This window comes from Kosakonia sp. Marseille-Q7440, from assembly GCF_965119485.1.
In genome coordinates, this window is sequence record NZ_CBCPLT010000001.1 from 1371216 (window position 1) to 1384006 (window position 12791).

The 12791-nt window shown below is 58.9% G+C and carries 10 protein-coding genes; 2 read left to right on the top strand and 8 right to left on the bottom strand.

The genetic code is table 11. From position 1 onward, the window contains the following. The 4 genes from ACWPW2_RS06275 to poxB all read right to left on the bottom strand — a co-directional run bounded on the left by ACWPW2_RS06275 (nucleotide 1) and on the right by poxB (nucleotide 5306). A complete protein-coding gene (locus ACWPW2_RS06275; protein ID WP_023481285.1) occupies nucleotides 1–1014 on the bottom strand; it encodes an NAD-dependent epimerase/dehydratase family protein in 1014 nt (337 codons plus the stop codon). Nucleotides 1015–1104: 90 nt separating this feature from the next. Continuing rightward, on the bottom strand, nucleotides 1105–2541 hold the full coding sequence (locus ACWPW2_RS06280; protein WP_454121910.1) for a DUF2867 domain-containing protein: 1437 nt from the start codon (nucleotides 2539–2541) through the stop codon (nucleotides 1105–1107). Between the two features lie 9 nt (nucleotides 2542–2550). Further along, entirely contained in the window at nucleotides 2551–3549 is a 999-nt protein-coding gene (ltaE, locus tag ACWPW2_RS06285) for a low-specificity L-threonine aldolase (protein ID WP_454121911.1), read from the bottom strand. Nucleotides 3550–3587: 38 nt separating this feature from the next. After that, the gene (poxB, locus tag ACWPW2_RS06290; protein WP_454121912.1) at nucleotides 3588–5306 is read right to left on the bottom strand and encodes a ubiquinone-dependent pyruvate dehydrogenase; all 1719 of its coding nucleotides are present in this window, start codon (nucleotides 5304–5306) and stop codon (nucleotides 3588–3590) included. Between the two features lie 152 nt (nucleotides 5307–5458). Between poxB and ACWPW2_RS06295 the strand changes: the two genes are divergently transcribed. Further along, nucleotides 5459–5887, top strand: coding sequence for a DoxX family protein (locus ACWPW2_RS06295; protein WP_124968905.1), 429 nt, complete (start codon nucleotides 5459–5461; stop codon nucleotides 5885–5887). Nucleotides 5888–6168: 281 nt separating this feature from the next. On the opposite strand, the gene hcr is transcribed toward ACWPW2_RS06295, so the two are convergent. The 3 genes from hcr to ACWPW2_RS06310 form a co-directional block, all read right to left on the bottom strand. Next, the gene (gene hcr, locus ACWPW2_RS06300; RefSeq protein ID WP_454121913.1) at nucleotides 6169–7137 is read right to left on the bottom strand and encodes an NADH oxidoreductase; all 969 of its coding nucleotides are present in this window, start codon (nucleotides 7135–7137) and stop codon (nucleotides 6169–6171) included. Between the two features lie 10 nt (nucleotides 7138–7147). Beyond that, nucleotides 7148–8800, bottom strand: a complete 1653-nt coding sequence (gene hcp / locus ACWPW2_RS06305; RefSeq protein WP_454121914.1) for a hydroxylamine reductase — start codon at nucleotides 8798–8800, stop codon at nucleotides 7148–7150. A 144-nt stretch (nucleotides 8801–8944) separates the two neighbouring features. After that, nucleotides 8945–9844 (bottom strand): lysine exporter LysO family protein, encoded by a 900-nt coding sequence (locus tag ACWPW2_RS06310; RefSeq protein ID WP_454121915.1) that lies wholly within the window; start codon nucleotides 9842–9844, stop codon nucleotides 8945–8947. A 177-nt stretch (nucleotides 9845–10021) separates the two neighbouring features. Between ACWPW2_RS06310 and ACWPW2_RS06315 the strand changes: the two genes are divergently transcribed. Next, entirely contained in the window at nucleotides 10022–11680 is a 1659-nt protein-coding gene (locus ACWPW2_RS06315) for an ATP-dependent endonuclease (RefSeq protein WP_279791986.1), read from the top strand. Here ACWPW2_RS06315 and ACWPW2_RS06320 read toward each other — a convergent pair. Continuing rightward, entirely contained in the window at nucleotides 11677–12633 is a 957-nt protein-coding gene (locus tag ACWPW2_RS06320; protein WP_454121916.1) for a VirK/YbjX family protein, read from the bottom strand. The two genes, ACWPW2_RS06315 and ACWPW2_RS06320, sit on opposite strands and share 4 nt — an antisense overlap. Between the last annotated feature and the right edge of the window lie 158 nt (nucleotides 12634–12791).

Below are 12791 nucleotides of genomic sequence, written 5' to 3' on the forward strand. Positions count from 1 at the left end.
TTAGCGGTGCAGCTTGCCGTGATCTTTTAGCCAGAACGCCGTGCGTCTGATGCCCTCATCGAGCGTGACAATCGGCGTGTAGCCCAGCTCCTGCTGCGCGCGTTTGATATCCAGCGTGAAATCAAAATTGAGCTTTGAGACGCCGTAGTGCGTAAAGGCGGGCTCTTTCGCGCGCTTGTCGCCGAAGCGCTCCATACTGCGCGCCACCATATCCAGCATGGTGTAAGGCACGGAGCGAATACGGCAATCGATGCCCAGCTCATCAATCAACGTCTGCACAATGGTGCGCAGCGAGCGCGGTTCGCCGTTGGTGATATTAAAGGCGCGCCCGGAGGGAAGGGCGTCGCACTCGGTCTGGCTCGCCAGCCACATCGCATGAACCGCGTTTTCGTAGTAGGTCATATCGACCAGCGCATCGCCGCCGCGCGGCAGTAAAACGCTGCGGTAGTGCTGCATCATCTGCGCCAGACGCGGGATAAAAACTTTATCGTGCGGGCCAAACAGGCTCTGCGGGCGCAAAATGGTAAAGCGGGTTTGCGGGTTGGCCTGCGCCAGCAGATCGATAACCTGCTCCCCGGCGGCTTTACTGCGGGCAAACTCGTTGGCGAAACGCCGTGGACGGAAGGCTTCGTCAATGTCGCGGTGGTGGTGATAATCGAAATAGAGCGACGGCGAGGAGATATGGATAAAGTTACGCACGCCCCAGGCAACCGCCCATTCGCCGAGACGGCGCGTGGCGCGCACGTTGGCGAGATCAAACGCTTCCTGAGTACCCCAGGGTGAGGTAAAACTCGAGCAGTGCCACAAAGTGTCGATACCCGCGAGCATCACTTTCGCCTGCGAAGAGACCAGCTGGGTTAAATCCGCCGGTACAAATTCAGCGCCCATTTTGCAGAGCAGCTTACCCATCGCTTCGTTGCGGCCCGTCGCCCGGACTGCAATGCCTTTTTGCCGCAGATATTCGACCGCGTTTCGGCCTAAACCGCTGGTTGCGCCCGTGACCAGAACCTTCATAGCAATCCACTGTGTTAAGCGTTTATCGCGCGCATTCTTTCGTGAATCACGTCGTGATGCAATGGGATTGTTAAAAGAAAGGCGACAGGCTCAGACTTTTTCACTGCTTTTTTCCGCAAGCCTGGCGATACGTTGCGCCATACCGCGAAAAATAAACAGATGCGCCGGAAACATCAGCAGCCAGTAAAAAAGCCCCGGCATACCGTGCGGATGCCACCAGGCGCGCACATCCAGCGCCCGGCAATCGCCTTTGTCCGTCACGGTAAAAACTAACCGCCCAAGCCCCGGCGCTTTCATGCCAAACAGCAGGGCAAGCTGCTGCTGCGGCTCAACGATAATCACCTTCCAGCTGTCTACCGCATCGCCCACCTGCAAATAGGGGCGTTGCGGCCGCCCGTGCGCCAGCTTATGGCCGATAAGCCTGTCGAGCGCGGCGCGGGTTTGCCACAGAGAATTGCCAAAAAAGTAGCGCTCTTTGCCGCCGATAGCGTTGATCACCTGCCATAACGCCTGCGCGCTGGCCTGGGTGGTGACGCTGAAACCGGCCTGCTTCGGGTAGTAGCCATATTGCGGACGCCAGCGGGAGAAAGCCTGCGGATCGTAGCCCCAGTCGCTGGAGTTAACCAGCTTCTCCTCCTCTTTGAGCGTACGGCGCACCGCTTCCTCAAAGGAGATCAGCGTTTGCGGAATTAAGGCGCGCAGGGCGCGGTCGTCCGCCAGCAGGTCATGTTTCAGCCCCTGGATCAACGCTTTGGCAATGGAGGGCGGCACGGAGGTGATGAGGTGTAAAAACCACACCGAGATAAGCCGCGTGGGCAGCGGCAGCGGGATCAGCGGGCGCTTAACGCCGCTCACCGCCATAAAACGGATAAACTGCTGCTGATAGGTGAGCACCTCCGGCCCCGCGGCTTCAAACACCCGGTGCGTGTTGGCCGGATGGTTGAGTAGCTCAAGCAGGTAGTGCAGCAGATTCTCCAGCGCGATGGGGGTGGTGCGCGAGCGCACCCAGCGCGGCGGGGTCAGCACCGGCAGGTTAAAGACCATGTCGCGCATCACTTCAAACGCGGCCGAACCGGCACCAACAATGATCCCGGCGCGCAGCTCGGTGACCGGCACGCCCGCGGCACGCAGCAGATCGCCGGTGTGCTGGCGGGCCAGCAGATGATCGGAGTCGCTGCCTTCGTGGGCTTGCAGGGAGCTGAGGTAGATCACCTGTTTCACGCCGGAGCCCTGTAGCGCGTCGCGCACATTCAGGGCAATCTGCCGCTCATGGGCGACAAAGTCGCCGCTCTCACCCATGCTGTGCACCAGATAGTAGAGGGTATCGACATCCTCCAGCAGCGCGGGCAGCGCCTGCGGCCAGAAGAGGTCAATTTCATGCAGCGAGACATTCGCCAGTGCCAGCTTTCGCAGCCGCCCTAAGCGCCGCGCCACGGCTTTTACCTGATGACCCTGCTCGCTGAGGGCTTGTACCAGCCGCTGCCCGATATAGCCGCTGGCACCGAGCACCGCGATTCGCTGCGCCACATTTGCTCCTTAGCGCTGCAAAAAGGCCTGCCAGTGGCGAACCACCTCGCCAAGCTGCTGGCGGCTGACATCCAGATGCGTCACCAGCCGCACCACGCTGCCCACGGTGATCGTCACCCCGCGCTCGCGCATAAACGCGCCCAGCGCCTGGGCGTTATCCCCAACGCGAACAAACACCATATTGGTATCGTGGCGCATCACATCGACGCCAAGTTCGCGCAGCTGTGTTGCCAGCCAGGCGGCGTTCTCATGATCCTCTTTCAGCCGCTCAACGTTGTTTTTCAGCGCATAGAGCCCGGCTGCGGCAAGAAAGCCCGCCTGGCGCATGCCGCCGCCGGTCATCTTGCGCCAGCGGTTAGCGCGGGCGATATAGGCTTTATCACCGACCAGCAGCGAGCCAACGGGCGTGCCGAGACCTTTGGAGAGGCAGATGGTGAAGGAGTCGCAATATTGCGCGATCGCTTTTAAATCGCAGCCATACTCCACCAGCGCGTTAAAGATGCGCGCGCCGTCAACGTGCAGCGCCAGCCCGCGCTCGCGGGTGAACGCCCAGGCCTGTTGCAGGTAGTCGCGCGGCAGCACTTTGCCGTTGTGGGTGTTTTCAAGGCTCAGCAGTTTAGTGCGGGCAAAGTGGATATCATCCGCTTTGATTTTTGCCGCGACCTTATCCAGCGGCAGCGTGCCGTCGGCGGCAGCATCAATCGGCTGTGGCTGAATACTGCCGAGCACCGCCGCACCGCCCGCTTCGTAGAGGTAGTTATGCGCGCCCTGGCCGACGATGTACTCTTCGCCGCGTTCGCAGTGGCTGAGCAGGGCGACCAGGTTAGCTTGTGTGCCGGTGGGTAAAAAGAGGGCGGCCTCTTTGCCGCTCAGTTCAGCGGCGTAGGCCTGAAGTTCGTTAACCGTCGGGTCATCGCCATACACATCATCCCCGACCGGGGCGGCCATCATTGCCTCCAGCATGGCGCGTCCAGGTCGGGTCACGGTGTCACTGCGTAAATCAATCACGGCATTTCCTTATCTTGCGATGGGTAATGCCCTCTGTTTTACCTGAGCCAGTTGGTTTTCGCCAGTTCAACCACCTCGTCGCCGCGGCCGTTGATGATCGCGCGCAGCATATAGAGGCTGAAGCCTTTCGCCTGCTCAAGCTTGATTTGCGGCGGCATGGCCAGCTCCTCTTTGGCGACGGTGACGTCAATCAGCACCGGGCCATCAATGGCGAAGGCACGCTGTAGCGCCTCGTCAACGTCGGAGGATTTCTCTACGCGAATGCCGGTGATGCCGCATGCTTCGGCGATGCGGGCAAAGTTTGTGGCCTGTAATTCGGTGCCATCGGTCAGATAGCCGCCCGCTTTCATCTCCATCGCCACAAAGCCGAGCACGCTGTTGTTAAAGACGACGATCTTCAGCGGCAGCTTCATCTGCGCCACCGAGAGGAAATCGCCCATCAACATGCTAAAACCGCCATCACCGCACATCGCCACCACCTGGCGCTGCGGGAAGGTGGCCTGAGCGCCAATCGCCTGCGGCATGGCGTTGGCCATCGAGCCGTGGTTAAAGGAGCCAACTAACCGGCGCTTGCCGTTCATCTTCAGGTAGCGCGCGGCCCAGACGGTTGGCGTGCCGACATCGCAGGTGAAAATGGCGTCATCATCGGCGAAATCACTGATGCGCTGCGCCAGGTATTGCGGGTGGATCGCCTTATCGCTCGGCTTCGCCAGATCGTCCAGCCCTTTGCGGGCATCGCGGTAGTTCTCCAGCGCTTTATCGAGGAAGGCGCGATCCGTTTTCTGCTCCAGCAGCGGCACCAGCGCCGCCAGCGTCGCTTTGATATCGCCGACCAGCGCCATATCCACTTTACTGTGCGCGCCGAGGCTCGCCGGGTTGATATCGATCTGGATGATCTTCGCATCACTAGGGTAGAAGGCGCGGTAGGGGAACTGGGTGCCGAGCAGCACCAGCGTGTCGGCATTCATCATGGCGTGGAAGCCGGATGAGAAGCCAATCAGCCCGGTCATGCCGACATCAAAGGGGTTGTCATACTCAACGTGCTCTTTGCCGCGCAGGGCGTGAACAATCGGTGCGTTGAGCTTACCGGCGAAGGCCAGCAGCTCTTTATGCGCACCGGCACAGCCGCTGCCGCACATCAGCGCGACATTGCTGGAGTAACGCAGCAGTTGCGCCAGCTTTTGCAGCTCCTCCTCGGCGGGGATCACTACCGGCTGCGGTGCGCGATACCAGTGGCTGCTGGCGCTTTCCGGTGCCGCCTGCAGGGCGACATCGCCGGGCAGCACTACGACGGAGACGCCACGGTTGAGGATCGCTTTACGCATCGCAATCGCCAGCACTTGCGGGATCTGCTCCGGGTTGGAGACCAGCTCGCAGTAGTGGCTACATTCACGGAAAAGCTCCTGCGGATGCGTCTCCTGAAAATAGCCGCTGCCGATTTCGCTCGACGGAATATGTGCGGCGATGGCCAGCACCGGTACGCGGTTGCGGTGGCAGTCAAACAGGCCGTTGATCAGGTGCAGGTTGCCCGGCCCGCAGGAGCCTGCGCACACGGCCAGTTCGCCCGAGACCTGCGCTTCGGCGCCTGCGGCGAAGGCGGCGACCTCTTCATGGCGGGTGGGCATCCAGTCAATGGTGCCCATGCGGTTCAGGCTGTCACTCAGCCCGTTGAGGGAGTCGCCGGTGACGCCCCAAATCCGTTTTACGCCCGCCTGCTCGAGGGTTTTGGCGATATATGCGGCCACTGTCTGTTTCATATTGAGGCTCCTTTTTGTGATCACGATTACAAGCTTAGACAATCAACAGGTAACGAGGCGGGAATATTATACCCATAAGTGAAACAGGGGTTTATTTTGACGAAGAAGAGGCATAGGTTGGTGTCATTCAACGAAAACAGGAATAATTTCATATGGTTAAATCATTGTTAAATTCAGTTAATAAGATGTTTTCGCATGAGGATTTGGGGCGCTTGCTGCTGCGTCTGGCGGTGGGCGGGCTGATGCTGTTTCACGGCGTGCATAAGCTGATTGGCGGGGTTGATGGCATTGCCGGGATGCTGGCGGCCAAAGGGCTGCCGGGGTTTATCGCTTACGGTGTGCTGGTGGGGGAAGTGCTCTGTCCGGTGCTGATTATTCTCGGTATTTTTACCCGCCCGGCGGCGCTGGTGCTGGCGTTTACCATGGTTGTCGCCTGGCTGATGGTGGGGATCGGCGAAACCGGTTCGCTTGATGTGACCGGGGCGTGGGCAATTGAGAGTATTGTTTACTTCTTCCTTGGCGCGCTGGCAGTGGCGTTTATGGGGGCAGGGCGATATTCCGTGGCGCCCGCGTGGAAGTAATGGTGATGTAAAAATGCCGGATGGCGGCTGTCGCCTTATCCGGCCTACAGGTTCAGAGCATGTACTGCATTGCCGGATGGCGGCTGTCGCTTTATCCGGCCTACAGGTTCAGGGCATGTTCTGCATTGCCGGATGGCGGCTGACGCCTTATCCGGCCTACAGGTTCAGAGCATGTTCTGCATTGCTGGATGGCAGCTGACGCCTTATCCGGCCTACAAAGGCATATCACCTTTTTTGTAGGCCGGATAAGCGCAGCGCCATCCGGCACGTTGACTTGCACCTTACGCTAAAACCAAATCCCCCTGCGGGTGGCAGGAGCAGGCGAGCACAAACCCCTCGGCAATCTCCTTCTCGGTCAGCGTCATGGTGCTGCTGACCGAATACTCCCCGGCAATCACCTGCGTTTTGCAACAGCCGCAAACACCTGCGCGACAGGCGGCGTTGACCGGCATTTTATTGCTCTCCAGCGCCTCCAGCAGCGTGCTGCCCACCGGCGCATAGAAAGTTTTCATCGGTGACAGCTTGCTGAACTTCAGCCCGCTGGTGGCGGCTTCGGCAACCGGGGTAAAGAACTGCTCTTTAAAGAAGCGCGTAACGCCGAGGGCTTTCACCTCCTGCTCAACCCATGCCATATAGGGTGCCGGGCCGCAGGTCATCACCGTACGCGCACTCAGATCCGGCACCGCGCTCAGCAGTTCGCGGCTTAAACGTCCCGCCACAAAACCGTCGGTGGCATTGTGCTCCGCTACCAGCGTCACCGGGTAGTTTCGCCACTCATCGGCAAAGATCACATCCTGCGGCGAGCGTACGCTGAAAATCACCTGCACATCCGCCTGCGGACGGTGCTTCGCCAGCCAGCGGCGCATCGACATAATCGGCGTCACGCCGCAGCCTGCCGCCAGCAGCAACAGCTTATCGTTCGGTTCGTTATCGCAGGTAAATTCCCCCTGCGCGTCGGAGAGCCAGAGATAATCGCCGCGCTTAACCTCACGCGTCAGCCACTGCGATCCGGCACCCTCATCAATACGTCGGATGGTCAGCGTAATGTATTCACTGACGCCCGGCGTTGAGGAGAGGGTATAAGCACGCAGCGTGTTGGCGCTGTTGCCAATACTCACCAGCACATACTGCCCGGCGCGGTAGGGGTAGTAATCATGGCACAGCAGTGAAAGCGTCCAGACATCCGGCGTCTCCTGGTGGATATGGTGCACCTGCATCCGCCACGGGCATTGAGGGGTTGGCATGCTCATTTTTCGCTCCTTATGCGCTCAGTAACTGCTGCATATCCTGCTCGACGGTGGTCACCTGGCGCAGGCCAAACTTCTCGTTCAGCACCGCCAGCAGATCCGGCGTCAGGAAGCCCGGTGCGGTGGGGCCGGTGACAATATTTTTCACACCCAGCGAGAGCAGGGTCAGCAAAATGACAATCGCTTTCTGTTCAAACCACGAGAGCACCAGCGAGAGCGGCAGATCGTTAACACCGCAGCCGAGTTTGTCGGCCAACGTTACCGCCAGAATAATCGCCGAGTAGGCGTCGTTACACTGCCCGGCATCGACCAGACGCGGCAGGCCTTCAATATTGCCAAAGTCGAGTTTGTTAAAGCGGTATTTACCGCAGGCCAGTGTCAGGATCAGGCAGTCATCCGGCACCTGGGTGGCAAAATCGGTGAAGTAGCTGCGCTCCCCGCGCGCGCCGTCACAGCCGCCGACCAGGAAGAGGTGACGCAGTTTTTCACGGCTCACCAGATCGATCAGTGTATCAACCGCGCCGAGCAGTGTCTGGCGACCAAAACCAACGGTGATCAGATGCTCGATCTCGCTGAACGGGAAGCCGGACATCTGCTGCGCCTGGCGGATCACCGGGGCAAAGTCGTCGCCTTCAAGGTGGTTAACGCCCGGCCAGCCAACGATACTGCGCGTCCAGATACGATCGTCATAGGAACCGACGGTTGGGTCAATAATGCAGTTGGAGGTCATCACAATCGGGCCGGGGAAACGGGCGAACTCAACCTGCTGGTTCTGCCAGCCGCTGCCGTAGTTACCGACCAGATGTTTGAATTTACGCAACTCCGGGTAACCGTGCGCCGGCAGCATTTCGCCGTGGGTATAGACGTTAACGCCAGTGCCTTCGGTCTGTTGCAGCAGGTTATAGAGATCTTTCAGGTCGTGGCCGGAAATAAGAATGCATTTGCCCGCCACCGCTTTGACGTTGACCTGGGTTGGCGTCGGGTGACCATAAAGGCTGGTTTCACCCGCGTCGAGAATACTCATCACGCTGAAGTTCATCTTGCCGATCTCCATCGCGCACTCCAGCAGGGCGTTCATATCCGCCGGCCAGGTGCCGAGCCACGCCATGATGTTGTGGTAGCGCGCGTAGAGATCGTTATCGTACTGACCGAGCACGTGAGCATGTTCCATGTAGGCCGCCGCGCCTTTCAGGCCATACAGGCAGAGCAGGCGCAGGCCAAGAATGTTTTCGCCAATCGCCGCTTTGTCTTTATTCGGGGTGAGTTCCGCCGCCTGGCGCTGCAACGCGCCGAGATCGTCGCTCACCAGCTGTAAATCTGCCATCGGGTTATCTACCTGCGCCTGCGGATCAATCGCCAGGCAGAGGGCTTTCAGTGCTTCACGTTTGGCAATCGCTTCGCGGGCGTAACCGATAATGCGCACGGAATCGAAGTTAACGTTGGTCAGGGTGGAGAAGAAGGCGCGCGGCGCGAAGTTATCAATCTCATGGTCAATCAGATCGTAGTCGCGCGCTTTGCAGGCCCAGGCGGAAAGCCCCTGCAGGGCGGCAATCAGCAGATCCTGGAGATCGGAGGTTTCAGCGGTTTTCCCGCACATCCCCTGCGCGTAAGAACAGCCATTTCCTGCCGGGGTACGGATGGTTTGTTCACATTGCACACAAAACATGGTCACACCTTCTTTAAAGTTATATTTAAAATACATGTTTAAGATTAATAGGGCGGGCGAAGGCGTGAAAGGTCTTTTAGCGGCTATTTACGCCGAGATTGATTTAGCGCAAGTTTGGCGGCAGAAACCCACCGCCGAAGGCGATCAGGCAGAGAAGAGCGCCATTAATAGCGGCACCAGCAGGCTGAGTACGAACCCGTGGACAATGGCGGCGGGCACCATCTCCAGCCCGCCAGAGCGCTGCAACACCGGCAGGGTGAAATCCATCGACGTTGCGCCGCATAACCCGAGTGCGGTTGAACGGCTGCGGCCAACAAGCCCGGGGATCAGCATAATGGCGATCAGTTCGCGCGCCAGATCGTTAAAGAACGCCGCGCTGCCAATCACCGGGCCAAAGGATTCAGTGAGCAGGATCCCGGAAAGAGAGTACCAGCCAAAGCCGGAGGCCATCGCCAGCCCGGTTCTCAGCGGCAAATCGAGGAGTAGCGCGTTGATCACGCCGCCCAGCAGCGAACTGGCGGTAACCACAACTGCGATGATCATTCCGCGGCGGTTAAGCACAATCTGTTTCAGGGTCATGCCGCTGTTACGCAGCTGAATACCGACCAGCAGCAGCAGGAAGATCAGCGTGTATTCGCTGGCTTCGGTGGCGTGCTGCAAAAACGCAAGGCCACTCAGGCCAATCACAAAACCGAGCAGCACCACGCCGCACAGGCGCAACGACTCGAGCGCCATCGCCAGCCGCGACGGCAAAACTTCCTGCTGGTGGTGATGATTCCACGGCAGGGATCGCTCCAGCCACAGCAGCGCACAGGCGTTGCAGAGTAAAATAATCACCACGCTGACCGCGGAATAATGCAATATCGACAGCAGGTTAGCGCTAAGGTTATCAAGGAAGGCGAGGCTGATACCCATAAAAAAGAGGATCACGTAGACAATCCAGCTGAGCAGTTTATTGATCAGTTTGAGCGCGGGCTCGTGGCGCAGCGGAATGAGGTAGCCCGCCACCAGCGGCAGAAGAATAATTAACAATCCTGAAAACATGAACAGCCCGAATCCTTACGTAAATTTATATGCACTGCAACACACTACAGAAAGGCTGAAAGTGAGTAAAGCTGCGAAAAGTGAGCGATTTTATGCAAATGCAGATTTCAATGGCGTTTCCCGTATGCCGTTATGCTGTTGGCGCAGGGAGAGGGCAACACACCAGGAGGATGAGAGATGATTCTGGAGCGAGTTGAGGTTGTGGGATTTCGGGGTATTAATCGCCTCTCATTGCAGCTTGAACAGAACAACGTGTTAATTGGTGAGAACGCGTGGGGCAAATCGAGCCTGCTGGATGCGCTCACTTTACTGCTCTCGCCGCAAAACGATCTCTACCACTTTGTGCGCGATGACTTCTGGTTTCCTCCGGGGGATATCAACGGCCGCGAGCACCATCTGCACATTATTCTCACCTTTCGCGAATCGGAACCGGGGCGGCATAAAACGCGGCGCTACCGCCCACTGGCGGAGTGCTGGGTGCCCAGTGACGATGGTTATCACCGCCTCTTTTACCGCCATGAAGGGGAGCTTTCGGCCGGGGGCGAAGTAAGGACGCTACGCGGTTTTCTCGACACTAAAGGCGAACTGCTGCCGCTGCGTGACAGTGATGAGATGGCGCGCCAGCTGATTCGCCTCTCGCCGGTGCTGCGCCTGCGCGATGCGCGTTTTATGCGGCGGCTGCGCAGTGGTGGTACTCCGGAAACACCGCTGCTGGAGAGCACCGCGCGCCAGCTCGATTTTCTCTCCCGCGAGCTGGTCTCGCGCCCGCAAAACCTGACCGATGCGCAGATCCGCCACGGCTTATCGGCGATGGTGCAACTGCTTGAGCACTACTTTGCCGAGCAGGGCAGCGGTACGTCGCTGCCGCGCCTGATGCGCCGCCGTTCCCATGATGAGCAGCGCAGCTGGCGCTATCTCGACACCATCAACCGCATGATTGATAAGCCCGGTGGGCGCATGTACCGGGTGATCCTGCTGGGCTTTTTTTCCACGCTATTGCAGGCCAAAGGCTCTGTGCGCCTCGATCGCGATGCGCGTCCGCTGTTGCTGGTGGAGGATCCCGAAACGCGGCTGCATCCGATTATGCTCTCCGTCGCCTGGCAGTTGTTAAACCTGCTGCCGCTGCAACGTATTACCACCACGAACTCCGGTGAACTGCTGTCGCTGACGCCCGTTGAGCATGTCTGCCGACTGGTGCGTGAGTCATCACGCGTTGCGGCCTGGCGTCTTGGGCCGGGCGGGCTGAGCGCAGAGGATGGGCGGCGCATCGCGTTTCATATTCGCGTCAACCGTCCCTCATCGCTGTTTGCCCGCTGCTGGCTGCTGGTCGAGGGGGAGACGGAAACCTGGGTGATTAACGATCTCGCCCGCCAGTGCGGGCACCACTTTGATGCTGAAGGGATAAAGGTGATTGAGTTTGCGCAGTCCGGGCTGAAGCCGCTGATCAAATTCGCCCGCCGGATGGGCATTGAGTGGCATGTGTTGGTGGATGGCGACGAAGCGGGGAAAAAATATGCCGCCACCGTGCGCGGCGTACTCGATAACCATCCCGATCAGGTGCGCGTTCATTTAACCGAACTGCCGGCGCGCGACATGGAGCACTTTATGTATCGCGAAGGGTTTGATGATGTCTATCACCGCGTGGCACAGCTGCCGGCAAACGTGCCGATGAACGCGCACCGGGTCATCACCAAAGCGATCCACCGTGCCTCAAAACCGGATCTGGCGATTGAAGTGGCGATGGAAGCGGGCAGGCGCGGCGTGGAGGCGATCCCGCCGCTGCTGCGTAAAATGTTCTCCCGCGTGCTGTGGCTGGCGCGCGGGAGAGCCGATTAACGCTGGCAGCGCTCGGCAGTCTGGCTTTGCAGGCTGTCGAGCAGCTCATACCGGCGGCGATACTCTGCGCGTTTTTTGCTGGCGATCTCCTCAATCGGTTTACGCGGCATCATCAGTGGCAGCACAAAGTCTCTCTGCCCATCGACAACGCCACCCAGCGACGCCCAGAAGCTGTTGTAATCCGCATGCAGCTGGCGCAGTTTTTTCTTGCGATAGCGCAGGCTCTGGTAAATGTGCGTTTCATTGCTTACCGCGCGGATCGCTTCCACCTCAAGGAACTGCGCCAGCATCATTGCCGCTTCCACCAGCAGCCGCTTCGGGAAGAGCCCGTGGCAGGCTTTGGTCGCGCCCTGGATCGCTTCGTGCGGTACATGGGATTTTGGCCCTTGCAGCCCGCCAATATAGAGCGTGGTCAAGCCGTTAAACGGGCAGACGGTGAAGGTGAGGCGCGCCAGCGGCGTCTCCAGCGCGTCATAAAAGGTGAGCGTCGCTTCGCCCTCTTTATCCAGCGCGGCATCTGACCAGAGACGGATGGAGTAACTCTGCTCATCTTTCCCGGTCAGCCGGGCCAGCGTGCAGCCCGACGTCGTGAGATAGCTGTTCACCATCCCTTCGGGCAGCAGGCGGTTGAAGCTGTCGTAATGCCAGCAGATCGCCTCGCTGGTCTGCTGACGCGTCAGGTTGACGGAGAGCCAGGGGCGATGTAACCGGCACGGCAGACCCGGCTGCATATGCAGCTTGCGGGCAAGGTGCGGCTGGTCAACGAGACGTGACAAAAAGTGTGCGGTAGCAAAAGGCATCGCCAGCGAGCGCAGCAGGAATTTACGCCGGTGGGAGCCTTTCTCCCAGGCGGGTCCCGGCACGAGATCGCCGGTAAGCAGAGAAGCGAATAGCTGCCAGGCCGTTTTCGGTAGCGGCCGTTGAGGTTCAAAAACAGTAGCGATAACGGACATGGTGCAACTCACATTTCATTAAGAGATGTCAATTTCATCAGGTGCTGACTCAACGCCTCTTCAATGGATAAGGGAGAAAATGCGAAGATGAGGTTTCGTTGAGCCGCGGTTTAGTTAAAATTGCACTTTCCATCGCATGTCCGATTATCTGGAAATTT